Raw genomic sequence first — 24,152 nt, 5'->3', positions numbered from 1 at the left:
GCCGATGTTGACCGACTCTGAACTCTGTCGATGCTCCGGCCAAAGTCGCCAGCCGATTTTTTGCCACCGCTGCAACTCTGATCCAGCCTTCGCCATTTCCCTCATATCTATGGAGGCGAGCATGGCCAAGAACAGGAAGATCACCACCGGCGCAAACGACAGGCCGCGAGATGTCTCGATCGGTCAGACCGCAGAGGGATTGCCCGACGACAGTTCGCAGCCCGTTCAGGCGGACGAGGATCAGATCGAGCGGATCCGCAAGGCACTGGCGCGCGAGCCGCAAAAGAAGGGCAAAAAGCGGCCTGCCGCGAATTGAGTTTTCCTTGCCAGAAGCCACTCCATCGGAACATGAGCGATCGGTTTCGTTGTTATCGGGCTAACTGATAAGGAGATTAATACCTTGGCCCTCGCGGGGATGGCGCGTTTCTCGTCTTCTGACGTCCATCGGTATGCATAAAGCGCCGCCGGGTCCGTCAGTGCCGGTCCGCAATGGGGCATGGGGCGCCTGCAAAATCTCGCCATGGCTGCTCTGCAGCAAAGCCAACTTGAGGCGGCTCCGGACAACGTACACGCCGGCCTGCAGCCGCCTTCCCGCATCGGAAGTTTCGACGCTGGACTCTTCGGCCGCCGGACTTCCTTGAACCGAATAAGCGAGGCCCTGACGTTCGGCATAGTCGATGGCCGCCTGAACCGTCGGAAAATCGAGCTCCACCTGAGTCAGCGTGTCACCACTTCCGGTGTAGCCCATCAGCGGTTCGATGACCGGCGCCATACGGCGCTCGAAGATCAGCCGCCAGCCTTTCGCCCGCGCACGGCCAGAGGTCATGACTGAACGGGAAGGCTTGTAGATCCGTGCGACCGCATCATGCGGGAACTCGGATCTGCCGAATGACAGCGCGCGCTTGCGATTGTCGTTTGCCGGTGCGAGATTTTCTGCGGCTTGTGTGACTTCTCTTTCTTGCTTTTGCATCGTTCAATCCTCCCATTTTGCGAAGGATGCGTCGGAGGCGGCTGCCTGCCACCCCCGACTTGCTCCATGCGTCAGTGGGTGATCGGGATGCGCTTCACCTTCGATTGCGCGTCTGGGTTCTTCGGCAGCGTCAAGGTCAGGACGCCATTGGCAAAGGACGCCTTGACCTTGTCGTCCTCGACCTCGTAGCCGAGAGGTATGCGCCGCTCGAAGCGACCGTAGAAGCGTTCGGAGTAGCCCTTCTCTTCGGTCTCCGACCGCTTTTCGCCACGCAGGGTCAGCACGTCCTCATCGAGCAGGACTTCGATGTCCTTCTCTTCCATACCGGGAACCTCGGCGGTGACGCGAAGCTCATTGTCCGACTCCGAAATCTCCACCTTCGGCCAGCCATTGTCGAAAGACGAGAGCTGCCCCATAGAAGGCAGACGCGTCTCGAAGCTCCTCAACACATCGTCAAAGAGCCTGTTTACCTCACGGTGAAGCGAAACAAAGGGATCGCCACCGCCATAGATGTTGGGGGCCTGGTTGTTGTTGCGGCCCCACGGGATAAGGTCACGCATGTTCATCTTCATTCACCTCCATGTTCAAGAGCGCGGCACCGGACGAGCGCCGGTGCCTGTCGCTTCTGGTTCACTCTGACTTCAGGCGGCGTTCTTCTCGGCTTCGATCTGCCGTGGCTTCGCCTGGGCCGTGCTGCCGGCGATGGCGATCCGGCGCGGTTTCATCTCTTCGGGAAGCTCGCGCTTGAGATCGATGTTCAGCAGCCCGTTTTCCAGGCTGGCGCCGACGACCTTCACATGGTCTGCCACTTCGAACTGCCGCTCGAAGGCGCGCCCGGGAACGCCGCGATAAAGATACTGGCCGTCGTCCTCACCCGATTGCGAGCCGCTCACAAGCAGCAAGTTCGGTTGATGAGTGATGGTCAGTTGATCCTGCGAGAAACCGGCTACCGCCATTGTGATGCGATAGTCGTCCTCGCCGGTCTTGGCGATGTTGTAGGGCGGCCAATTGTCTATCGCGGTGATACGGCTCGCATTTTCGAGCAGATCGAAAATGCGATCAAAGCCGATGCTGGACCGGAACAAGGGGGTAAAATCGAGGTTTGTCTTCATAGCCACATCCTCCTTTGAGCAACATGGATACAAAAGACGCCAAGGGGAGCCTTAGCGCCTCCTGACTAAGCGCCGGCCCCATCAGGCGACCGGCGATTGTCGATTTAGAACAGCTAGTTGCGTATTCAAGAGGCCATAGGAAAATTTTCAGGCAAGATCCGACGTAGGGGGGATGGGCAGGAGGAAGGCACTCGGTTTTCCGCTGGCGAATTCCTCGTCAGCGGAAGACCCCTGGGATTCCTGAAAGGCGGCATTCGCTCAAAGTCGATCTACCAATGCTGTGAATCCGGCGGCAGCGATGTCGAGCTCATGACTGCGACTGGCGGGAAGCGTCTCGCATTGATCCAATTGGCGCAACGCATCCATGATGGCATCGAAGTCAACGGGTTCGGTGACCCCGGGCGGCATGCGCAGCGCCGGCATCGATTCCACTGCACAGGCATCCGATGCCCATGATGACAGGATTGCACGCTTCTCCTGGACGTCCAGCGTCTCGTCGATCAGCACGTCCTGAGGTCGCTCGAAATGCCGTGCCGGATGCAGCAACCGGTCAAGAAAAACATCAGGGCCCTCGGGCCCGACTTGGGGAAAACTCGTCGAAATGGCTCTTTCCATCGATGGTCTTCCGCTTCCAAAAGGCTCCTCTGTTGACGTCATCTTGGTGGCTCTCGCGATTTCCACCGGCTGAAATTTTGGAGAGTTTCGACCAAATTTCAATGGCCCGGCAAGGCACAGAACAAGCCGGTCCTGTTCCGCATCGAACGGCAGGAACAGTCGCTTTTCGTGGCCGTCTCCTCTTCTTCAGCGGCTGCCGGAGCTGTTCTGCGGCTTTACGCGGGCCATCGGCGACGCGCCGACTGCCTATCCGGTTGTCTGTCTGACGCAGGCGCGGTCTCGGCCTTTATGATGCTGCAGGCCTGTCTGGGAATCCGCATCGATGGCTGGAAGCTCGAGATCAATGTCCAACGTCCACGGTTGCCGATCGGCATCGACGACATCGTCATCCGGCACTTAGCCCGTTGGCGAGGCGAAGGTCGACCTCAATTTCAGCGCGTCGGCGACCGGGTCGCTGCTGCTGGCCGTCACCTGGCAAGCTGGTCTTGAATTGAGAAGAGGTGCTTCCAATCTCTTCTGTTGTCCAGCCGGCATTCAGCGGTTCGAATATGAGCAGTGCATCTGCGGAAACGATCACCAGGTTCAGTTGTTGAAGGGAGGTCACTATGGAAGGTGATGCTTTCAGGCAGCCAGTTTTCGTAGGAGAGAATGGCTACATCCAAAAAATCGACTGCGTGATGGATGCTATTGAGTTTTTAGAAGAATGGCCTGTCGAAAAACGTGGCCTCCTTCACGCGGCGGCCTGTGAGGCGTGCTACTCGGCTTACGACGGTCGGAAGCCTGTCGAGGCCGCGCACAAGGCCTTTACGACTTGGGCCCGCAAGATCGGCGTCATCGAGGATGTGCCTACAGCACCGCCGTGGATGACAGGGCCAAAGATCAGCAACGCAGACCTCTTGTGAGGGTGCGGAAGGTCTCTTCATCCGATGGAGCTTGCGTTCCGGGGCCCAGTTTCGGCCGCGAGCTTACTTGCCGTGCACAGCAGCGAGATTATTCAACCCGGTCCTCAGAAAATCTCTGATCGCTTCGGTCGCTTTCGGCTCATCAGCCTCTGGTTGGAACTCTGCTGACCAGACGACGGTGCTGGTGCCGTCATGATTGTCCTGGACTTTGAACTCGGCAACGTAGTCGCGCACAGGCATTGTGGTTGACTCTATGCCGTAGCGATAGAAATGCTGCTCGGCATCCGTTTCGAAAAGCCGTTCGGTTTGTCGACTTCCGTCCTTCGCCTCGGCCGTTCGCCGGCAGCCTTCACGCTCGCCTTCGCTCTCGACCTTGTCTAACAAGGGATGCCACTCCCCTACGGCCCCGAACCGGCCGATCTCATGCCATAGCGCATCCGGCCTCTCGGCAATTCGCGTCGTTTCGACGATCGTGGTCATCTTGGCTCCTTCTCTTGCAGGTTGCGGAGATACACAGCGATGGGGAATGTCTATGGAACAGGATCTTGGACGACGCGCCCACGGTCCAGCCGGTCAAGCGATCCATCGTAAAGCGAGATCGGGGGATGGCCGCCAGGGTCGGTCAGCACGTCAAGAAGCGCAATGGTGTTGGACCCAGCCGCCCGATCAAATGCGGCGTCGAGGTCACGCGCATGTTCGATAGTTTCGCCATAACCCCCGCAGGCGCGCGCGATGCCCGCATGGTCGACCTGGCCGAGGTGACCGGCCGCCGTGTAGCGACCGAACTTGGCTTTCTCGGCGTCCTTCTGATAACCGAGCACGCCATTGTTGAGGAGGACCACGGTAACCGCAATGCCGATCCGAACGGCGGTTTCGAGTTCCGCCCAACTATGGGCGAAACCGCCGTCGCCGACGACGACGATGACCTCCCCCTCGGGCCTGGCGAGCTTTGCGCCGAGCGCGAGCGGGAAGCCCCAGCTAAGTCCTGCAAGGCCTCGCGGCGAGATCACGCGCGTCCTCGAATGGCTTGTGCGAAGCTGGCCCGCAACCCAGTTCGAGGCGTAGCTCGCATCGGCCACGACCACGGTGTCTGATCCTAGACGCTTCTGGATCGCGGCAAGTGCGCGCTCGGCGCGAATTGGTTCGGCATCCGTCAAGAATGGCCGGCGTTCGCGTTCGAATGCTGCCCAGGCATCGGCGATGCGTTGCTCAATCGTATCGCGGTTGCGGGAATGGCTGCCAAGTGCGTCGGTCAGCGCTTCAAGCGTGGTGCGCGCGTCGCCGACGAGGCGCACCGCTTCGTAATTGCGACCAATCTCTTGCGGATCGATATCGATGTGAAGCACACGCGCGCCGTCGGGAATCAGCGACCAATGGTCGGTGCCGTCCTCGTTGGTGCGATTGCCGATCAGCAGCAGAACATCGGCTTGCTGCACCAACGGCTTCGTATGCCTCCCGAGCCCGCCGGGTCCGGTGAGATTGCCGATCGCGCCCATCGCGAGCGGGTGCGTCTCGGGGATCGACGCTTTTCCCATGTTTGTGGTGGCAACGGGTGCGGCGGCTTTCTCAGCAAAGCGGAGTAGCGCGCTGCCTGCACCGGAACTTAGCACTCCGCCGCCGGCGATGACGACAGGAAGACGGGCGGCGTCGATAAGCCTGGCCGCTTCTCCGATCGTCTTGTCGTCGGGCCGCGGCCGGTCGAGTGGCCAGTTGCATAGCCGCATCGAACGATGCGCAGACGTGCCGGCATGCGCCATTTGCAGATCAACGGGCAGCATGAGCACCGCTGGCCCCGGTTTGCCGCTTGCGGCGGCGATGAACGCCCGGTCGAGATGATCCTCGACGCCGTCTGCGCTCTCGAGAAGGTGAAACCATTTGGTCACCGGGGCAAACAGCGCCTTATGGTCATATTCCTGAAAGGCGTTCTTGCCGATGTGAGAGCGGTCTACTTCCTGCATGATCGCGACGATCGGTATTCCCGCCTTCTTCGCCTCGGCGAAGGGGGCCACCGCGAGCGCAGCAGCGGGACCGTTTTGGCAGACCATCACCGGCACCCGGCCGGAGGCCCGCGCGAAGCCATCGGCGATTGCACCGCCGGCATTCTCCTGGCGGTATGTAATATTTCGGATGCCGCGATCCTCGCAGGCGAGCACGAGCGCGGTCGGCACGCTTTGTCCCAGAACGAATTCGACGCCGTGTCGGACCAAGCCGTCGGCGACAACGTCGACAACCGTTCGTGCCACGTCAGTGTTCATAACAAATGCTCCAATATTTGTGGGCGAGTTCGCCCGTGAGGATTGGCAGTATCGAAGCGCGTGCGATCGCCTCCCCATCGTAGGGCTAACGCTTCGGATTAGGCTTGCTTGTCTCGAGCTCTTCTCGCGTGCTCGGATCGGGTATTTCGCTATGGCCGTCCGGATTCGGCGCCGCGTTTTCGCGAGTGTCCCTTGGCGGCTTGTTCTTTGGATTGGGGTCAGACGGTTTTGGCTGTCGGATTTCCCGTTTCTCTGACTTGGGCATCACACAGGTTCCTTTCCGTGCACAACTTTGGAGGAAGGGTACGGTTCCGTGTTCAAATCAGCAGTTGATCGGTCATTCTCCGCTTACAGGCGCACGAGAGACGATCCCGAACTCGAAGCATCGTCATCGGAACGCTGAAGAGCCGTCGGCCACAGCAAAGCCGCCATCGGTGTTTCCCGACTGTTTTGGCATGCCTCCGCTGTAGGCTGTTGAAGCGGAGTGGCATTTGACACGTCACGATGGCCATGTCGGCTCGCCTGATAGTGGCCGTTACGCCTATCGGCCGATCAGCGTCAGGCCGAACAAGATCACGAGCCATAGCCCGGTTGCTGCGACGGCAAGACGAGGCAGAGCACCGGTCAGGTGCATGAACATAATGGCTATTAGAACAGACTTGGCGGCGGCGATCGCCAGGTTCAAAGCGACGTTGAAGCCGCCGAGGTCGAGCAAGGACGAGCCGACCGTCAGCGCCAGCAGCGCGAGCAGTCCGACATAGCCAAGGCTGAGTTTGCGAAGGTCGCTCATCGGTTGACCAGATAGAGAACGGGGAACATGAACACCCAGATGATGTCGACGAAATGCCAGTAGAGGCCAACGGCCGCGACCCGGCGCAAGCGGCTGGCGGGAGTGGCAGCCCGCCAGAGGGCGATTGTGCCGGCGATGACTAGGATGCCGGCGATCAGATGCAGCGCATGCAGCGACGTCATCGTGAAATAGAGGCCGAAGAAGAATTCGGCATGCGCCGGATCCGGCCCGGCATAACGGAACGGTAGGCCGAGAACCGGCGCCAGGCCTTCGTGAATCTCCTTGCCGTATTCGATCGCCTTCACCGCCAGAAAGCACACGCCCAGCGCCGAGGTCACGACCAGCGCCCAAACCGTCGCGCGCCAACGTCTGCGAAGCGCAAGCATATGCGCCAGCGCCATGGTGAAGCTGCTGGTTATCAGCACGGCCGTGTTGAAGGTGCCGAGCGGCAGCGAAAGGTGTTTCGACGCCGCCGCGAAGGCGGGGCCGTAGTCGATATGCGCGACGAGGAAGACCAGGAAGATCGCGCCGAACAGCATAGCCTCGGAGCCGATGAACACCCACATGGCAAAGGTGTCGGCGCGCTGTTCGCGGTGCGGACTGTCAAAGGCGACGCTTTCGGTGCTGCTCATCCGCCAGCCTCCAGATGCGGGCTGAAGCGCTCGTGCTCGAGCCCCTTCATGTCGTAGGCGTAGGCAGGGCCGCTCACGACTGGCACCGTCTCGAAATTATGCGGGGGCGGCGGCGAGCCCGTCTGCCATTCAAGCCCGGTGGCGTTCCACGGATTGTCGGGCGCGCGGTCGCCGCGAAACAGCGACCGGCCGAGATAGAACAGTGGCATCAGATAGCCGATTGCAAGAACCACTGCACCAGCTGACGACAGCACATGCCAGAACTGGAACTCCGGCGGATAGGTGTGATAGCGCCGCGGCATGCCGTCGAAGCCCAGCACATATTGCGGGAAGAACGTCAGGTTGAAGCCGACGAAAGTGACGGTCGCCGCGATGCGTCCTGCTGTCTCGGAATACATGCGGCCGGTCACCTTCGGCCACCAGAAATGCAGCCCGGCCATATAGGCCGTCACCATGCCGCCGACCATGATGTAATGGAAATGCGCGATGACGAAATAGGTGTCGTGGACATGCACGTCGACCGCGAGCGCCGCAAGGAAGAGCCCGGCCAATCCACCGAAGGTGAACAGTCCCAGGAAAAACAACGCATAGAGCATCGGTGTCTCGAAGCTGATCTCGCCTTTGCGCAGCGTCAGGCTCCAGTTGAAGACCTTGATCGCCGACGGGATCGCCACGCAGAAGGACAGGAACGAGAACAGCACGCCGGCGTAGGCCGATTGGCCGCTGACGAACATGTGGTGGCCCCAGACCAGGAAGCCGAAGACGGCGATCGCCATCGACGACATCGCCACCGCCTTGTAGCCGAACAGCGGCCGGCGGCTGAAGCACGGCAGAACCTCCGATACCACGCCCATGCCCGGCAGGATCATGATGTAGACGGCGGGGTGCGAGTAGAACCAGAACAGATGCTGGAAGAGCAGCGGATCGCCGCCGAGGTCGGGATTGAAGATGCCGATGCCGAAAACGCGCTCCATCACGATCAAAATCAACGAGGCCGCGAGTACTGGCGTCGCGAGCACCATCACAAGGCTGGTGGCGTAGAGCGTCCATACGAAAATCGGCAGGCGGAACCAAGTGAGCCCCGGCGCACGCAGTGTGTGCACCGTGACGATGAAGTTGATGCCGGTCATGATGGTCGAGAAGCCGACGACGAAGACCCCGAACGCTGCGGTCGAGACGAAGCCGTTGGCATAGAGCGTCGACAGCGGCGTGTAGAAGGTCCAGCCGGTATCGACGCCGCCGGCGACCACCGAAAACAGCGCGAACAGGCTGCCGAAGATGAAGACGTACCAGCTGGCGAGATTGAGCCGCGGAAATGCGAGGTCGCGCGCGCCGATCATCAGCGGCAGCAAAAAATTGCCCAACGTTGCCGGAATCGACGGTACCAGGAAGAACCAGACCATGATGATGCCGTGCAGCGAAAACAGCCGGTTATAGACATCGTCGGAGACGAGATCGCCGGCCGGTGTCGCCAACTCGATTCGCATCAGCACCGCCATCGCGCCGCCGAGAAAGAAGAATGCCGTCAACGAGACCAAGTAGAGCCAGGCGACACGCTTATGGTCGGTGGTGAGCAGCCACGCGCGGGGCCCGGCTCCCTCGCCCAGATATGTCCCCGTCATTGCCGAACGGGTCATGGCTTTGCTCCCGCGCTTGGTTGCGGCGAAAGCGATTTCAGATAGGCAAGCAGCATCTGCAGCTCGCCCTCGTCGATCAGACCGTCGAAGCTCGGCATGACCGGCTCGTAGCCTGCGGCGATTTCTTTCTTCGGAATGAGGATGGAGTCGCGCAGGTAACGCTCGTCGGCGATTACGGTCTGCTGGTTATCGAGCGCCACCGGCCGGCCGAAGATGCCTTCGAGGGCCGGCGCCCGCACCTTGCTGTTCGGACCGTGGCAGCCGGAGCAGCCGAGCGCGCGAAACAGCTTTTCGCCGCTTGCGGCAAGCGTCTCGCCCTCGCCCTGGCTGTTCAGCCACGCGGCATACTGCTCAGGGGCCATCACCGTCACCCAGCCGCCCATTTCGGAATGCTGCGTGCCGCAATATTGGGCGCAGAACAGGTGATAGCGTCCGGGCTCGGTAGCAATAAACCAAATGTGCGTGGTGCGTCCAGGAACCGCGTCCTGCTTTATGCGGAAAGCCGGCACAAAGAAGGAGTGGATGACGTCCTGCGCGGCAAGCGACACCACGACCGGTTTGCCGACCGGAACATGCAATTCGTTGATCTCGCGCTGGCCGCCGGGTTGTCTGAACTCCCACATCCACTGTTTGCCCAGCCCCGTGATCTCCAGCGCGTCCGCCGGCGGATGGTCGCGGCGAACGAAAAGTATCGCGCCCCAGCCGAAGAAGATGAAGGCGATGATCAGGCTGGCGATGGTCCAGCTCATCTCGAGCCACATGTTGCGGGAACGCTGGCCGGTGCGATCCGCCGGCGAGCCGACGCGGTATTTCACCGCGTACCCGACAACGAGACCTGTGAGCGCCAGTCCGAGAACGGCCGAGAAAGCAAGCAGCGTGTAAAACAGCGCATCGACCCGGCCAGCTTCCGATGAGGCTTCCTGCGGAAAGAAGGGAATGCCGAAGCTCATCTTCCCCTCCCGCGCGTTTGCCAAAGCACCGTCGCGCCCAGGCCGAGTACCGTTGCCAGGCTCGCCACTTTCAACGCCGCCCAGATGGCTGGGGTGTACTGACCTTTGGAACTGTCGAAGCCTGCGCAGAACAGGAAGACGTGATCGGCGATCGACCCGAGCTTATTGGCCGATGCTTCGACCAGCGCAAGCTGAAGGTCGCGCGGCGTGAAGGTCAGCGCCGGCAGCACTTGCGAAATCCGACCAGCCGGCGTGAGTGCAATGACCGCGATCGGATGGACGAACTGATCTATGCCCTTGCGCCGGTCGAAGGTGATGCCGGCCTCGTTGGCCAGCACCGCGCCGGAGCCGTCGCTGCTAGTCAGGAAGCGCCAGGCGGACAATCCCGTCGGGCCGGCGGCGGAGGCGATTTCGGCTTGCGCCTCGGTGGCATCGGCGGACGTCTCATCGGCGTCGATCGAGATGAATAGTGCGCGGTAGTCTGCAGGAAGAAGCGACGTCTTCTTAAGGTCAGAGGCGACCGCCTGCTGTGTGACGCCGCAAAGGTTTGGGCATCTGTCGTAACCGAAGATGACCAGCGCGGGACGCCCGCCGAGCGTTTCGCCCAGCGTCAGCTTTCGTCCGCTTGCATCGACCAATTCGCGATCGAGAGTTAGCTTCGCGCCGGGCTTCGGGTCGAAGGTCGGTCGTTCGGCGGCAAGCGCCGTACCGGCAACGAAAAGACAAAGCGCAGCCAACAAGCTCCTCATCGCCCTGCCCTGCTCTGCTGCTGGCAATTCTGGGCCTGAGGTGCCCGGGGAACCGCAGCCGTGACCAAGGCGCAATTTTCAGTGCTCGCGACTCCGGCTCCCTGCTGCGACCAGTCCGGTAAGCCGTTGCTGACCACCGCCCACATGGCGTCGTCAATAGGAATGCGGGCGATGCCGGCGTTGCGATCGACCCAGCCAAGCATTTTCAACTGACGATCTTCCTCGGCGCGGAAGCTGGTCAGATCCTGCTTTGGCGCGGTCTGCAACTCGGGGTTTTCCGGACTGGTGTTCGCGGACAGTGGCAGCCAGGTCGGCGTGGTGTTGAACGCGAGCTTCATGCCAATCGCGGCAGACGCAATGAACAGCACCAGGCCGGCGCCGAAAGCGACCAACATGCGGGGCCGCACATCGCGCGTCTCGGGATGGCGATGCGCCTTAGCCATGGGCCGCCTCGCGCTTCCACCAGGCGATCCGATCCGGCCGGCGAAGAAGGAAAAGGAACAGCGCAAGCCACAGCCCGCCCAGGCCGATCCACGCGGCAACATCGTGCCAAAGCGAAAGAATGCCGCCAGAAAAGAGCGGCGGGCGAACGCGCCAGAACATGTCGGCGAAATGCCCGGCCAGGGCAATTCCGGCGAGCCGGATCAGGCCGGCATGGCTGCGTTTCAGGTCCCGGCTGAGCAGGCCCGCAGAGGCCGCCACCTGCAACGCGATCAGAAGGTAGAGCAGATATTGCCATCCATTGCCGCTGCGGATGACGTACCAATGAATCTCGTCGGGCAGATCGCCTCCCCAGACCACCAGCCATTGCATGAAAACGAGATAAATCCAGATCAGCAGGAAACCGAGCAACATATTGGCGAGGTCCTCGCTGAGAGCGACGTCTTCTTCGCCGCCGGGCAGGATTTCGACCGCACGTCTTGCCGCCAGCACAATGACCGCCGTGGCGCATGCCCCGACCACTTCGGCCGACGCTTCGCAAAGCGCATAGACGGTCGAAGTGAATTCCGGCTCAAGCGACAGCATCCAGTCGATTGAAAAGACGCTTATCGCAAAAGCATGGAGGATGAGACCGAGGGCATATTTCCTGCCATCGCCACTCTTTGCGAGGTGCTCTTCAGTCGAGCTGAGCATCATCCAGGCGAGAGCGAGCCAGATTGCGGCGCAGACGACGAAGCGCAGCAGGAAGAAGGGCACGTTGAGATAGACAAGCTTCTCACGAACCTTCTCGGCCAGCATCGCAGAATCCGTGCCGGCCCACGGGAAGATGAGATCGAGCCTTATCAGCACCGGCAGGAGCAAGATCAGCGCAAGCGGCAGTGTCGCCGCCAGGACCCGCAAAGGCTGACGGATCGCCTCGCCCCAGCGCCCGCCGGTCAGTCCATGCACCATCAAAATCGTCAGCGCGCCGAGCGGCAGGCTGAGTGCGAAGATGACGGCTGCAAGCCAGGCGCCGAGCACGGGCCTCGCGTCGAGCGATATTCCCACCGCGCAGCAGACAAGCCCGGCGATGCCGGCAATCAGGAAACCTTGCTCGACGCGGCTCATGGCGCGGCCTTGGCTTCGAGCCGCGCACGCAAGGTTTGCGGAAGCTCGGCGATCGGCGCATCGCGCGAATATTGCAGCGCGCGGATATAGGCCACGATCGCCCAGCGGTCCTGCGGCGGCACCCGCGCCGCGTAGGAATACATGGCGCCATAGCCATTGGTGATGACGTCATAGAAATGCCGGTCGGGGGCCTTGCGCAACGCGTCCTGATGGTAGCTCGGCGGCGCCGAAAAACCGCGCTGGACGATTATGCCGTGGCCATCGCCGGTGCGGCCGTGGCAGGGCGAGCAGAAGATGTCGAAGCGCTGCTGCCCTCGCTGCAGCAGCTCTATCGTGACCGGATCGGGAATCCTGTCCGGCGTCCGCGAAAGATCGGTGTCGCGCGCAACTGTGCCGGTCACGGGCGTTCGCGCCGACATGCCGTCGGCGAACTGGTTGCTGGCCTCCAGCGGATCGTAGCGCGGTTGGTCCTCCATGTCCTGCCGACAGCCGGCCACCAGCAAGGCCCCAAAAACCAGTGTGAGGGGCAGGCGGCTCACGCCTCGACCTCCTCGACGATCTCGGCGCCAAGCCGCGTCAGTTGGCCCTTGGTGATGCCCTTGCGATACTTGGGGTCGGTCGCTTCGATGAGAAGGTAGAACCTGCCGCCGCCCGCATAGGTGAAGCTCTCGGCATTGAAAACCGGATGGTAGTAGCGGGGCAGCCCGTTAGCTGCGAGCACGCCTAGGAAGCCGGCAAAGGCTGCACCGAGAATGCCGGCCTCGAAAGCGATGACGACGAAAGGCGGCCAGGAATGTAATGGCCTGCCGCCGACATTGATGGCGTAGTCGATCTCGACCGAATACCAGATCAGCGCGTAGACGAGTGCGGCGCCGGCGATGCCGCCGGCAAGCACGGCCCACGGCAGTCGCGTCTTCGGGATCGCCAGTACCTCGTTCAGCTCCTTCATCGGAAATGGGGAGAAGGCGTCCATGCGCCGGTAGCCGCGCTCACGCATGCCGCGCGCCGCTTCGACAAGCACTTCGGGATCGGCAAACACCGCCAGGAGGCCGTAGAGGCTCATCTGAGCTTGCCCTCCTCCTCGGCCAGTTCCTCGACCTCGAAAATGGTGATCGCGGGCAGGATGCGGATGAACAGGAAGACGAGCGCGAAGAACGTGCCGATCGAGCCGAACAGGATACCGAAATCGAGCCAGGTCAGCGATTGCTCGCCCCAGGAAGTCGGCAGATAGTCGCGGCTCGGCCCGGTGACGACGATGATGTAGCGCTCGATCCACATGCCAATATTGATGGCAACGGCGATTGCAAACAAAAGGGGCATGTTGCGCCTGATGCGTCGGAACCACAGCAATTGCAGCAGGCCGCAGTTGAGTGTGAGCATCGTCCAGAACAGCGGCGAATAAGGACCAAGCGCCCGCTCGGCCATCATGGTGCGTTCATAGGGCTCCCCGGAATACCAGGCGAAGAACGCTTCCGAGACATAGCCATACGCAACGACCATGCCGGCGGCGATCATCAGCCTGGCGGCGTTCTCCATGTGCCTGAGGGTTATCAAGTCCTGGACCGAAAAGGCCCAACGCAGCGGAATGGCGATGGTAAGCACCATGGCGAAGCCGGAGAGCAGCGCGCCGGCAACGAAATAGGGCGGGAAGATCGTCGAGTGGTAGCCGGGAGTGATCGCGAAGGTGAAATCAAGCGAGACGATCGAATGCACCGAGACGACCAGCGGTGTGGCCAAGGCCGCAAGCAGGAAATAGATGACCTGGTAGCGCGCCCAATGGAAGGCCGAGCCACGCCAGCCGAGCGCCAGTATGCCATAGAAGAGCTGCGCCGGTCTCGACCTGGCGCGGTCGCGCAACACGGCAAGGTCGGGCAAGAGGCCCATATACCAGAACAGCAACGAGACGGTTGCGTAGGTGGCGATCGCCGCGAAATCCCAGACCAGCGGACTGCGCCATTGCGGCCAGTGCATGTGCACATTGGGCAGCGGCAAGAGCCAGTAGAAGAACCACGGCCGGCCGAGATGCAGGATCGGGAATAGTCCTGCCATGGCGACGGCAAACAGCGTCATCGCTTCGGCGAAGCGGTTGATCGAGGCGCGCCATGGCTGTCTCAGCAGCAGCAGCACCGCCGAGATCAGCGTGCCGGCATGGCCGATGCCGATCCACCAGACGAAGTTGGCGATCATCGTCCCCCAGGCAACGGGTATATCGATGCCGTAGGCGCCGACGCCGACTGAGATCAGATAGGTGATCGAATAGAGAAACAGCAGGACAAGCAGGAAGCAGAAGAAGAACGCCGTCCAGAAATGGCGTGGCAGCCGGCCGCTGAGCACGATCGAGCCGATGCGGCCGCTGATCTCGGGAAAATCGTGGCGGCCGCGCAGAACGGCCGGACTTTCGGCGCTCGCTTCAGCCATCAGTCGCCTCGCCTTGCCTGGCCAGATCGCCGTTCGGATTGGAAATCCTGCCGAGATAGGTCGTGCGCGGGCGCGTGTTCAGCTCTTCAAGCAGGGCATAGTTCTGCGGCGCGCTCTTTTCCCGGACGACGTGAGCGTTCTTTCTGTTGAGGTCGCCGAAGATAATGGCCTGCGTCGGGCAGGCCTGCTGGCAGGCGGTGACCACTTCGCCGTCGGCGATCTCGCGGTTCTCGATCTGGGCCTGGATACGCCTGGCGCTGATGCGCTGGACGCAGTAGGTGCATTTTTCCATCACGCCGCGCGAGCGCACGCTGACATTGGGATTGTGCGCGCCCTGCTCCGGACCGGCTTCGTCCTTGTCGAAGGATTGATGGTCGAGAAAATTGAAGCGCCGCACCTTGTAGGGGCAATTTTGCGAGCAGTAGCGCGTGCCGATGCAGCGATTGTAGACCTGCGCATTCAGCCCATCATGCGTGTGCACCGTGGCGTTGACCGGACAGACCAGCTCGCAGGGCGCTTTCTCGCAATGCATGCAGGGCACCGGCTGGAAAAAGGTGTCGGGCGCATCGACCGGTCCGGCATAGTAGCGGTCGACCCGCAGCCAGTGCATCTCGTGGCCGCGCTCGCATTCGTCCGGTCCGACCGGAGCGATGTTGTTTTCCGCCTGGCAGGCCGAAACGCAGGCCATGCAGCCGATGCAGGCCGAGAGGTCGATCGCCATAGCCCAGGCTTCCTGACTGTACGGCCAATCGGGATAGAGCGACTCCGTTGGCGGCGGCGCATCCTTGCGGACAAAATGCGGATTCTGCCGAAACGTGTCGAGCGAAGCGTGGCGAACGATGGCGCGGCCTTCCATCGCCTGGTGATGCTGCGTGGTGATGATCCGCACACTGCTCTCGCGCGGCCTGACCGCGGCGCCAGTCGAAATCCATTCCAGGCCCTGCCGTAGACGGAAGGCATCATAGCCCTCGGACAGCGCGGCTACGGAACCAACCTTGCGCCCGAAGCCGAAGGAAAGCGTCACCGTCTGGTCGGGATGACCGGGCACGATCCAGGCAGGTGCATCGAGATCAGCCCCGTTGGCCTCGACGTTGACGATGTTGCCGTTCTCAATCTTCAGCCGCTCCGCCATTGCCGGTGAGATGAGCGCGGCGTTGCCCCACACGATCTTGGTCAGCGGTCGTGGCAGTTCCTGCAGCCATGAGGCGTTGGCGAAGCGCCCGTCGCGCAGCCAGGGATCGGCGACGAAGCGAATATCTATCCCGCCGCCTGCCTTCGCTGCCGGCTTCAATCCGCCCAACTCCGGAGCCATTGTCGCTGATATCGGCTTGGCGGCGCTGTGCGGCACGACACCGTCACCCAACGCCTTTTTCCAGGCCCCGTCATCGAGCGCTGCCCAATGCTGCCGAACGAGCGAAAGCGGATCGGTTGCGAATTGACCGCCAAGCACGGCGAGCAACTCATGTAAGGTCTTGCCATCGTAAAGCGGCGCAATCAGCGGCTGGACCAGTGACGCCGTGCCATCATGAGCACGGATGTCGCTCCAGCTCTCGAGCTCATGCGCCGCCGGTACATGCCAGTGCGACAAGAAAGCAGTCTCGTCGCGATAGAGACCGTGATGCACAAGCAACTTCAGGCTGGAGAATGCCTTATGCGCATCAAGGCCGGCCGGGGCGGTGTGCAGCGGATTTGCGCTAACCACCACGACCGTGTCGATCGCGCCATCCCCGACTGCATCACACAGGGTCGTGAGATCGCCATCGACCTGCAATGTGTCCGGTGGCTCGATCATTTCCACCGTATTGCCAAGCGCGCCAAGCTCCGCGTTGACGGCCAGCGCGGCGGCATGCACAAAGGCGCTCTGATGCGCCCCCGGGATCATCAGCGCGTTGCGGCCGGCCGCCGCCAGATCCTTGGATAGCGCAGTTATCCACGTCGGATCGACCGGTGAGCTGGGAACCTCGGCCTGACCGCCAAGCGTCGCGCGCAGCGCGGCAGCTACGGCTTCGATGCCACCTGGCTTCACCGCCAAACGATGATCAGCAGTTGCGCCCGTAACGGTCGGCGTAGACTCCACGGCATAGAGCCGGCTCATCCGGTCGGACGGATTGCGCACGCGCCTCCGCACCGCGAAGTCGCGCGCATAGGCAAGTCGTCCGGGTCCCTCGCCGAGAAAATCGGCGTCGAGGCTGAAGATCACCTCGGCACGGTCCAAGTGGTGGATCGGCGTCAGCGCAGATCCGAACAGGGCCCGCGACGCCTCCCCCGCGGCCGAGGTCGCCAACGGATTATGGCGATAGACTTTCAGCTTCGGATAGCGCGCCCGCAGCGCGTCGATCTGCGTCGCGAGGGTCGGCGACGTCGAGGCATCGAGGAGCAGAGCGCCGCCCTGCCCTTGCGATGCCGTCCACCGTGAGACAAGCGCCGCCATGCCTTTGAGGAAATCGCCATAGGACGCCGGTTCGCCGTCCTTGAGCGGCGTGCGCGAGCGATCGGGATCGAACAGCGTCAATACCGCCGCCTGCATTACCGCATCGGTCGCGCCGCGCGATGCCGGGTGGTCGGGATTGCCCTCGACCTTTGTCGGTCGCCCTTCATGGCTTTCGACGATGGCGCCGATGCCGAAACCATCGCTCGACAATGTCGTCGCGTAACAGACGGGCTTGCCGGGAACAAGGATTTCCGGCTGGCGCACGTAAGGCACGATTCTTTCCGCCCTGCTGCAGGCCGCGAGCCCGGCAAGCGACAGCGAAGCGCCCATCAGCTTGAGCAGCGTCCGCCGGTTCGGCTTTGCCGGCAGACGCTCGGCAATCGCGGGAAACTCTGCCTCGACGAAGCGGCGGAATTCCACCGTACCGGCAATCTCGTCGAGGCTGCGCCACATGTCGCGACCGTTTGCCAGCCGCCTGCGCAGGGCCGCGATGTCGATGCCGGAGCCTGACCCTTTCTCAGCGATGGCAGACATAGCAATCCGTCATCGTCTCGGGGTGGATGTCGAGCATGCCGATCAGTTGCCGCCTGATCTCGGCGACGTCCTCAGGCGGCTGCCAATGCATCAGGAACACGTCCTGCGGCGGACGCAGATTGGGTTCCGGATTGCGATGGCAGCCGAGGCACCATTCCATGCTGAGCGTATGCGCCCGTCGCGTCAGCGGCATCTCGTCGACCTCGCCATGACAGGTCTCGCAGGCGACGCCCTTGTTGACGTGGATCGCGTGATTGAAGAACACGAAGTCGGGCACTCTGTTGACGCGCTGCCATTCGATCGGCTTGCCGCTAGCCAAGCTTGCGCGTACCGGCGCCAGCATGTCGGCATTGGTGAAAAGCTGCGAATGACAGGTCATGCAGACTTCGGTGGCCGGCAGACCCGCCGAAGACGAGGTTTCGACGCCGTTATGGCAATAGCGGCAGTCGATGCCGAGCTGGCCGACATGATGCTTGTGGCTGAACGGCACCGGCTGCGCCACTGGCTCACCTACTCCCGTTACCAGGTCCGAACGGGGAAGGATGACCCCGATCGCGGCGGCGATCAGCAGAACTGCACAACTTCCCCAGATGACAAAGCGCGCGATGCCATTGGCGTTTTTCGAGAAGATCTGCGGCATCCCCTCGCCGGTTCTGCTGAAGGCAAACTCAGAGTTGACTACACCTAACGGTGCTTTCGCCACGAAAGTTCCGGAGCCATGCAGCAATCACAGAATGGTGACCGCCACGGAGACGGGTCGACAATTCAATCCGCAACCACAGCCGGTCGCGTGCGTTCGCCAGATATCACGATCTGTTCCACGCTGGAATAATGCCATGACCAACATCGCTGCCGACACCGCTCATCGTCCTGTGCGCCATCGCGGCGTCGCTTTCTGGTGGAGCGTTCTCGTCGGCATCCTATTGATCATCCTCGGCCTCCTGATCGGGGCCGGCGGCGCCTGGCTGATCGCACTTGGCGGATCATGGTACTACCTTCCCGCCGGCATCGCGCTGCTGATGGCAGGCATCCTGATGTTGGCTGGAAACCCGGCCGGTATCTGGCTTTACTTGCTGGCCTGGCTCGCGACGCTCGCCTGGGCTTATTGGGAGGTGGGTCTTGACGGCTGGGCGCTGATGCCGCGTGTCTTGGCTCCTACGATCATCCTTGTCTTCGTTCTGCTGGCCATGCCTGCTTTCCGCGAGGGTGCCGGGCGAGGCAGCCGGAATGCAGCCTATGTAACGGGCTTGCTGCTGCCGGTTATTGCAGCAGCGACGTTCGGCCTTTTCCACATCAGTGCCTTGGCGCAGTCACAACCTGCTCAACCGCCAACAACGTCCACCCCACCTGCACCTGTATCGCAGGACACCGCGATCCATCAGCCAGGCAACGATTGGCCGGTCTATGGCGGATCGGAATTGGGCACTCGTTATTCGCCGCTCAACCAGATCACCGCGGCCAATGCCTCCAAGCTCACCCGGGCCTGGTCCTTTCACACAGGCGACATGCCGAACCAGGCGACCAAGGATCTCTATTCGCCCGAAAACACGCCGCTGGAAATCGGCGGCCATCTTTATGCGTGCTCTGCCAAGGACATCGTCATTTCCGCCGATGCGCGCAACGGCAAGGAAGAATGGCGTTACGACCCGAAGGTGTCCGACAACGCCATACCCTACGGTGCGAGCTGCCGCGGCGTCGCCTATTTCTCCGTTCCAGGCGCGAAGGCCGATCAGGCCTGCGCCACCAGGATCATCTTCGGAACGCTGGACGCGCGGCTGATCGCCATCGACGCCCGGACAGGGAAGCCCTGCTCGGATTTCGGCCAGAAAGGTAGCGTCGACCTCAACCAGGGCATCGGCGAGACGGTGCCCGGCTGGTACTCCGTCACCGCGCCGCCGACCATTGTGCGCGGCATCGCCGTCGTCGGCGCGCAGGTGAAGGACGGCCAGGCCGAGAACGCGCCTTCGGGCGTCGTTCGCGGCTATGACGCCACCACCGGCAAGCTCGCCTGGGCTTGGGACATGGGGCACCCCGATCGCACCGGCGCGCCGCCTCAGGGCGATACCTACACGCGCGGCACGCCGAATATGTGGACCGTCGCCGCCGCCGATCCGCAGCTCGGCTATGTCTACCTGCCGCTCGGCAATGCCGCCGTCGACTATTACGGCGTCGACCGCAAGGACTTCGAGAACCAGTTCAACTCGTCGATCGTCGCCATCGATGTCACGACCGGCAAGCCCGTCTGGCACTTTCAGACTGTGCATCACGATCTTTGGGACTACGACCTCGGCTCGCAGCCGACGCTGGTCGATTTCCCGGCCGTGACCGGCAAGCTCGCGGCCATCATCGTGCCAAGCAAGCAGGGCCAGATCTACATCCTCGACCGCAAGACTGGCAAGCCGCTCTTCCCGGTCGAGGAGCGCAAGGTACCCTCGGGCGGCGTCGAGCCGGATAAGCTTTCCAAGACACAGCCCTATTCCGGCTACGCGCATCTCGACCAGCCGCCGCTCACCGAAAAGGATATGTGGGGCATGAGCCCGCTGGATCAGCTCTACTGCCGTATCCAGTTCCATCGGGCCTTCTATCAGGGTGAGTACACGCCGCCGACGGTTGATCGTCCCTTCATCGAATATCCCGGCTACAATGGCGGTTCGGATTGGGGCAGCGTCGCCGTCGACACTGACAGCGGCGTGCTGGTCGCCAACTACAACGACATGCCGAACTACGATCAACTCATTCCGCGCGAGAAGGCGGACCAGATGGGCTTCAAGCCGATCGACAAAGGTGGCAGCCCGAAGAAAGTAAAGGACATCGGCGATCCGCAGGCCGGATCCCCATACGCCATCGCGGTAAATGCCGGCTGGCGCCTTTCGACGGGCCTGCTCTGCTCGAAGCCGCCTTATGGTCATATCCGCGCCATCGATCTCAAGACCGGCAGAACGCTCTGGGACGAGCCGCTCGGCAGCGCAAACAACAACGGCCCATTCGGCATTCCGTCGATGCTGCCGCTCACCATCGGAACGCCCAACAATGGCGGCCCGCTGGTTACGGCCGGCGGCCTGATCTTCATCGCCGCGAGCACCGACAACAAGCTACGAGCGATCGACATCAAGACCGGCAAGACGGTGTGGCAGGCCGATCTTCCCGCCGGCGGCCAGACGACTCCAATGACTTATGAGGTCGATGGCAAGCAATACATTGTCATCGCGCCGGGCGGCCATCACTTCATGGAAACCAAGGTCGGCGACGAAGTCATTGCCTATGCTTTAGCTTCAGGATGAGCGCTCTGGAGTCGCAGGCCCTACGAAACGCCTGGAGCCGTTACCTTGTCCGGCCGCCATGCGGTCTATTCCCTGCTCGATTTCCGTTGCGCCCTCGCACGCTCCGGCGTCGGGCGAGGACATACATCCAGATCAAAATCAGGATCAGGAGAACGCCGGCGACAACCAGCATCCACATGCCGATGTGAAATATGAACGTCTCCCTATCGTAGGATGCGCCTTGCGATCGGGTATCGGGTAAGGTCGCGCCTAGACGTTCAAACCAGCGCGGGAAAAAACAGTTCCAATTCGAAAGGCGACAATCGTGCTCCGAGAAACAGCTTCCATCCTCATCGTTGGCGCCGGCCCGACGGGACTGACAGCGGCCTTGGAGCTTGCGCGGCGCGGCGTCCACCCTCGTATCATAGACAAGAAGGACGGCCCCACGCCGCTCAGCAAGGCCGTCGGCATCAGCGCGCATAGCCTGGACGTTCTCGAAGCCTCCGGGGTTAGCGGGAAGCTGCTCGCAAAGGGGCTCAAGGTCCGCCACGCGCATTTCCACACGGAGACGCGCGAGCTCGTCACAATCGACTTCTCGCTGCTGCCGCACCGCTACAATTTCCTGTTGTCGCTGCCGCAGCGCGATACGGAAAGGATCATGGCCGAGATGCTGGCGACATTCGGCATCGAGGTCGAATGGCGTACGCAACTGGTTGGCCTCACCCAGCAAGCCGACAAGGTCGAGGCTCGGATCACGCAAGGCGGCGAAGAGGAAAGGCACAGTTTCGACATCGCCTTGGGCGCCGCCGGCGCCCCCCCCTGCGGCGCGTTGCCCCCCCCCCCCCCCCCCCCCCCCCGCCCCCCCCCCCCGCCCCCCCCCCCCCCACAGCTCGGTCCGCAAGGCCGTGGGCATCGAATTCGAGGGCTACACCCACAGGCGGCAATGGAGCATCACGGATGCAGAGATCGCATCCTGGCCTTACGAGCCGGGAGCGGCGCAGGCTTTCCTCAATCGCAGCGGCGACGTCGGCTTCATCATACCGATCGGCGACAACCGCTTTCGCGCGGTCTCGAACACGCCCGATGCGCTGGCGCATGTCCCGGGCAATTATCACGTGTCGCAGGTGCTGCGCACCGATCGTTTCCACATTCCGGCAAGGCAGGCGTCACGCTACCAGACCGCCCGCGCCTTCCTCGGCGGCGATGCCGCGCATGTCCACTCGCCTCTTGGCGCCCGTGGCATGAATCTCGGCATCGAGGATGCCGCCTCCTTTGCCCGGCGTTTCGGCGACGGCACGCTGGCTGGATATACCGATGAACGCCGGCCGGTAGGGCATCGCTGGATCGAGCTCAGCGAACGCATTCTGTCGACAGCGCAGTCGACCAACAGCTTCGTCCAGACGTTCCGCAACCTCGTTATGTGGACAATCGGGACGGTTCCCGTCCTGCAGCGACCGCTGCTCGAGCGCGTCGCGGGTCTGAAGGAGTAGCAGGGCGCGCGGCCAACCGTCGTCTTTTGCGTTCTCCCAGGCAACGAGCAGAACACCGGCAAAGACGCAGACAAAGCCGATGAGGTGGCCTTGAACACGTCCTCGACCTTGGCCGAGGCGCCGCTCTTCGCGACGATCTTTCCGTCGGCGAGGTCGAATTCCTCGTTATGGGAACCCGCCAGCGGACCGCCCTCGTCGGTCGCGGCGGCATAGAGCTTGGTTCGGATAGCGTCGCAGGCCTTGAGCACCGCCGAACACACGCTGGCCGTGGAGATCGACCCGCCCGAAACCGGAGCCGGAGGCAGGCTGCTGTCGCCCATTTCAACGCAGGCAGCGGCGACAGCAATTCGACCATCTCCGGACCGATGGCCTCTATTGTCATCGAGGCCCAGCGCTCGTAGTAGCGCTTCCAAGTGCCGACGCCCTGCCCGGCCCTTGCCGCTGGGATGAAGCGGGTAAAGATCGTCTGGTCGGCCTTTCTCTCGACCAGACTTACAATTCTCGGAAGCACCCTGGTGATCCTGGGCGTCGCCCATTCAGAGGGTTCGGCGAACAGTCTTTCCATATCCACGCAAACATGCGCGCAGTGCTTGCCAAGCGACCCGTAGCTCAATCCTTGAGCCGCCATCACAATGCCCGGCGGATTCGACCCCGCCGCGGTGAAGCCAAGTAGGAAAGCGCATATTTCGACGAGCCGGAGCGGCGCCTGAGATTCAAGATCTGATCCTCTGAACGTTTGGACAAACGCGTTGCCTTGATGCCTGTTCCCTCGGAAACCACATCTCGCGCCGAACGTTCAAACCGGATGAATACCATTGACCAGCCTCATCTCGACATGGAAGAGCGATGGTAGGGGCATCCGGCGTCGAGTTTCCCTTGCCCTTGAGCACGCAGCCAATGGAAGCGCGCACCGCGGAGGCATTGCCGTGGGACGACGGCCCCTGGCAGTACGAACCGAAATGGGATGGCTTCCGCTGCCTAGCCTTCAAAGACGGCAAAACCGTCGACCTCAGGGCAAAATCCGGCAAACCGCTTGGCCGCTATTTTCCTGAACTGATCGCGGCCCTGAGTGCGCTCACGGCAACCGAATTCGTTGCGGACGGCGAAATCGTGATCGAGGGGTATGCCTCTTTCGACGCGCTGCAGATGCGGCTTCATCCGGCGGAGAGTCGTATCCGCAAGCTCAGTCGGGAAACGCCCGCGCAACTGGTGCTCTTTGACATGCTCGCCGCCCCGGGCGGACAATCGCTGATCGAACTGCCCTTGCATGATCGGCGCGATGCAGCTGAAGATTTCGTTGCCAAGGCCCGGTCCAAGGCTTTGCGCCTCTCGCCTGCAACCACCAGCCTTGCGACAGCCGACAGATGGCTGAAGGACGCCGGCAGCGGTTCCGTGGACGGTGTCGTAGCCAAGCGGCTCAATGATCCCTACAGGCCCGGCGAACGCGCGATGGTGAAGGTAAAACGGCTGCGCACGGCCGACTGCGTAGTCGGCGGGTTCCGCTATCTGACCGGCACGAGGCAAGTCGGGTCGCTGCTGCTTGGCCTCTACAACGAAAACGGGCAGCTCGATCATGTCGGCTTCACCTCAACCATCGCCAACGATGAACGCAACGCTCTGACCGAGAGGCTCGAAGAGCTGCGTGGCGGACTAGGTTTTACCGGCAAGGCGCCGGGCGGGCCGAGCCGCTGGAGCACGGAGCGCAGCGGGAAATGGGAACCGGTGCGGCCGGAACTGGTCGTCGAGGTCCGCTTCGACCATGTTACCAGTAACCGTTTCCGGCATGGCACCAGGCTGCTGCGCTGGCGGCCGGACAAAGCACCGCACCAATGCACTTTCGAGCAGATCGCGTAGCAGTG

The 24,152-nt window shown here is 62.1% G+C and carries 23 protein-coding genes and 4 pseudogenes; 7 read left to right on the top strand and 20 right to left on the bottom strand.

From position 1 onward, the window contains the following. Nucleotides 1–121: 121 nt before the first annotated feature. Nucleotides 122–316, top strand: a complete 195-nt coding sequence (locus LB568_RS15490; protein ID WP_224730587.1) for a hypothetical protein — start codon at nucleotides 122–124, stop codon at nucleotides 314–316. A gap of 60 nt (nucleotides 317–376) precedes the next feature. Here the strand turns inward: LB568_RS15490 and LB568_RS15485 are convergent, their stop codons facing one another. From LB568_RS15485 to LB568_RS15470, 4 genes are all read right to left on the bottom strand, one after another. After that, the gene (locus LB568_RS15485; protein WP_224730586.1) at nucleotides 377–970 is read right to left on the bottom strand and encodes an ETC complex I subunit; all 594 of its coding nucleotides are present in this window, start codon (nucleotides 968–970) and stop codon (nucleotides 377–379) included. Nucleotides 971–1,041: 71 nt separating this feature from the next. After that, complete coding sequence (locus tag LB568_RS15480) at nucleotides 1,042–1,536, bottom strand: Hsp20/alpha crystallin family protein (protein WP_013897129.1); 495 nt, start codon at nucleotides 1,534–1,536, stop codon at nucleotides 1,042–1,044. A gap of 75 nt (nucleotides 1,537–1,611) precedes the next feature. Further along, nucleotides 1,612–2,082, bottom strand: coding sequence for an Hsp20 family protein (locus LB568_RS15475; RefSeq protein WP_224730585.1), 471 nt, complete (start codon nucleotides 2,080–2,082; stop codon nucleotides 1,612–1,614). A gap of 258 nt (nucleotides 2,083–2,340) precedes the next feature. Next, a complete protein-coding gene (locus LB568_RS15470) occupies nucleotides 2,341–2,697 on the bottom strand; it encodes a hypothetical protein (RefSeq protein WP_224730584.1) in 357 nt (118 codons plus the stop codon). A 190-nt stretch (nucleotides 2,698–2,887) separates the two neighbouring features. On the opposite strand from LB568_RS15470, the pseudogene LB568_RS15465 reads away from it, so the two are divergent. Both LB568_RS15465 and LB568_RS15460 read left to right on the top strand, forming a co-directional pair. Further along, nucleotides 2,888–3,186, top strand: a pseudogene (locus LB568_RS15465) (amylo-alpha-1,6-glucosidase); the annotation flags it as partial. Between the two features lie 116 nt (nucleotides 3,187–3,302). Next, a complete protein-coding gene (locus LB568_RS15460; protein WP_013897132.1) occupies nucleotides 3,303–3,599 on the top strand; it encodes a DUF982 domain-containing protein in 297 nt (98 codons plus the stop codon). A 63-nt stretch (nucleotides 3,600–3,662) separates the two neighbouring features. Here LB568_RS15460 and LB568_RS15455 read toward each other — a convergent pair whose 3' ends face one another. The 14 genes from LB568_RS15455 to LB568_RS15390 all read right to left on the bottom strand — a co-directional run bounded on the left by LB568_RS15455 (nucleotide 3,663) and on the right by LB568_RS15390 (nucleotide 18,183). After that, nucleotides 3,663–4,079 carry an SRPBCC family protein gene (locus LB568_RS15455; protein WP_224730583.1) on the bottom strand — a complete coding sequence of 139 codons (417 nt, stop codon included), beginning with the start codon at nucleotides 4,077–4,079 and terminating at the stop codon, nucleotides 3,663–3,665. A 50-nt stretch (nucleotides 4,080–4,129) separates the two neighbouring features. Further along, nucleotides 4,130–5,854, bottom strand: a complete 1,725-nt coding sequence (locus LB568_RS15450) for an acetolactate synthase catalytic subunit (RefSeq protein WP_224730582.1) — start codon at nucleotides 5,852–5,854, stop codon at nucleotides 4,130–4,132. A 541-nt stretch (nucleotides 5,855–6,395) separates the two neighbouring features. Continuing rightward, nucleotides 6,396–6,644 carry a cytochrome C oxidase subunit IV family protein gene (locus LB568_RS15445; protein WP_013897134.1) on the bottom strand — a complete coding sequence of 83 codons (249 nt, stop codon included), beginning with the start codon at nucleotides 6,642–6,644 and terminating at the stop codon, nucleotides 6,396–6,398. Then, on the bottom strand, nucleotides 6,641–7,276 hold the full coding sequence (locus tag LB568_RS15440) for a cytochrome c oxidase subunit 3 (protein ID WP_013897135.1): 636 nt from the start codon (nucleotides 7,274–7,276) through the stop codon (nucleotides 6,641–6,643). The genes LB568_RS15445 and LB568_RS15440 overlap by 4 nt, the downstream gene beginning before the upstream one ends. After that, complete coding sequence (gene ctaD / locus LB568_RS15435; RefSeq protein ID WP_013897136.1) at nucleotides 7,273–8,913, bottom strand: cytochrome c oxidase subunit I; 1,641 nt, start codon at nucleotides 8,911–8,913, stop codon at nucleotides 7,273–7,275. The genes LB568_RS15440 and ctaD overlap by 4 nt, the downstream gene beginning before the upstream one ends. Next, on the bottom strand, nucleotides 8,910–9,863 hold the full coding sequence (coxB, locus tag LB568_RS15430; protein WP_013897137.1) for a cytochrome c oxidase subunit II: 954 nt from the start codon (nucleotides 9,861–9,863) through the stop codon (nucleotides 8,910–8,912). Before coxB ends, ctaD begins: the two co-directional genes overlap by 4 nt. Beyond that, nucleotides 9,860–10,600: an SCO family protein gene (locus LB568_RS15425; protein ID WP_224730581.1), complete on the bottom strand. Its 741-nt coding sequence runs from the start codon at nucleotides 10,598–10,600 to the stop codon at nucleotides 9,860–9,862. The genes coxB and LB568_RS15425 overlap by 4 nt, the downstream gene beginning before the upstream one ends. An 8-nt stretch (nucleotides 10,601–10,608) precedes the next feature. Beyond that, nucleotides 10,609–11,055: a hypothetical protein gene (locus tag LB568_RS15420; protein ID WP_224730580.1), complete on the bottom strand. Its 447-nt coding sequence runs from the start codon at nucleotides 11,053–11,055 to the stop codon at nucleotides 10,609–10,611. Then, entirely contained in the window at nucleotides 11,048–12,160 is a 1,113-nt protein-coding gene (locus LB568_RS15415; protein ID WP_224730579.1) for a hypothetical protein, read from the bottom strand. Before LB568_RS15415 ends, LB568_RS15420 begins: the two co-directional genes overlap by 8 nt. Beyond that, nucleotides 12,157–12,699 carry a c-type cytochrome gene (locus LB568_RS15410; RefSeq protein WP_224730578.1) on the bottom strand — a complete coding sequence of 181 codons (543 nt, stop codon included), beginning with the start codon at nucleotides 12,697–12,699 and terminating at the stop codon, nucleotides 12,157–12,159. Before LB568_RS15410 ends, LB568_RS15415 begins: the two co-directional genes overlap by 4 nt. Next, on the bottom strand, nucleotides 12,696–13,223 hold the full coding sequence (locus LB568_RS15405; protein ID WP_013897142.1) for a DUF3341 domain-containing protein: 528 nt from the start codon (nucleotides 13,221–13,223) through the stop codon (nucleotides 12,696–12,698). Before LB568_RS15405 ends, LB568_RS15410 begins: the two co-directional genes overlap by 4 nt. Further along, nucleotides 13,220–14,578, bottom strand: a complete 1,359-nt coding sequence (nrfD, locus tag LB568_RS15400) for an NrfD/PsrC family molybdoenzyme membrane anchor subunit (protein WP_013897143.1) — start codon at nucleotides 14,576–14,578, stop codon at nucleotides 13,220–13,222. Before nrfD ends, LB568_RS15405 begins: the two co-directional genes overlap by 4 nt. Continuing rightward, entirely contained in the window at nucleotides 14,571–17,543 is a 2,973-nt protein-coding gene (locus LB568_RS15395) for a TAT-variant-translocated molybdopterin oxidoreductase (RefSeq protein WP_224730577.1), read from the bottom strand. The genes nrfD and LB568_RS15395 overlap by 8 nt, the downstream gene beginning before the upstream one ends. Continuing rightward, entirely contained in the window at nucleotides 17,527–18,183 is a 657-nt protein-coding gene (locus tag LB568_RS15390; RefSeq protein WP_224730576.1) for a cytochrome c3 family protein, read from the bottom strand. The genes LB568_RS15395 and LB568_RS15390 overlap by 17 nt, the downstream gene beginning before the upstream one ends. Nucleotides 18,184–18,379: 196 nt before the next feature. On the opposite strand from LB568_RS15390, the gene LB568_RS15385 reads away from it, so the two are divergent. The 3 genes and pseudogenes from LB568_RS15385 to LB568_RS15375 all read left to right on the top strand — a co-directional run bounded on the left by LB568_RS15385 (nucleotide 18,380) and on the right by LB568_RS15375 (nucleotide 22,293). Beyond that, on the top strand, nucleotides 18,380–20,824 hold the full coding sequence (locus LB568_RS15385) for a membrane-bound PQQ-dependent dehydrogenase, glucose/quinate/shikimate family (protein ID WP_224730575.1): 2,445 nt from the start codon (nucleotides 18,380–18,382) through the stop codon (nucleotides 20,822–20,824). A gap of 304 nt (nucleotides 20,825–21,128) precedes the next feature. Then, nucleotides 21,129–21,524, top strand: a pseudogene (locus tag LB568_RS15380) (FAD-dependent oxidoreductase); the annotation flags it as partial. Between the two features lie 184 nt (nucleotides 21,525–21,708). Continuing rightward, nucleotides 21,709–22,293 carry an FAD-dependent monooxygenase gene (locus tag LB568_RS15375; protein WP_224730574.1) on the top strand — a complete coding sequence of 195 codons (585 nt, stop codon included), beginning with the start codon at nucleotides 21,709–21,711 and terminating at the stop codon, nucleotides 22,291–22,293. Between the two features lie 143 nt (nucleotides 22,294–22,436). On the opposite strand, the pseudogene LB568_RS15370 reads toward LB568_RS15375, so the two are convergent. Together LB568_RS15370 and LB568_RS15365 are read right to left on the bottom strand one after the other, a co-directional pair. Continuing rightward, nucleotides 22,437–22,613, bottom strand: a pseudogene (locus LB568_RS15370) (hypothetical protein); the annotation flags it as partial. 5 nt (nucleotides 22,614–22,618) lie between these two features. After that, nucleotides 22,619–22,921 (bottom strand): annotated as a pseudogene (locus tag LB568_RS15365) (cysteine hydrolase); the annotation flags it as partial. Nucleotides 22,922–23,139: 218 nt separating this feature from the next. On the opposite strand from LB568_RS15365, the gene LB568_RS15360 reads away from it, so the two are divergent. Continuing rightward, nucleotides 23,140–24,147: an ATP-dependent DNA ligase gene (locus LB568_RS15360; RefSeq protein ID WP_224730573.1), complete on the top strand. Its 1,008-nt coding sequence runs from the start codon at nucleotides 23,140–23,142 to the stop codon at nucleotides 24,145–24,147. The last annotated feature ends 5 nt before the right edge of the window (nucleotides 24,148–24,152 follow it).

The organism is Mesorhizobium sp. B263B2A, from assembly GCF_020165775.1.
In the GTDB taxonomy this organism is placed as follows: Bacteria; Pseudomonadota; Alphaproteobacteria; order Rhizobiales; family Rhizobiaceae; genus Mesorhizobium; species Mesorhizobium opportunistum.
This window is presented reverse-complemented; position numbering and strand designations above follow the sequence as displayed.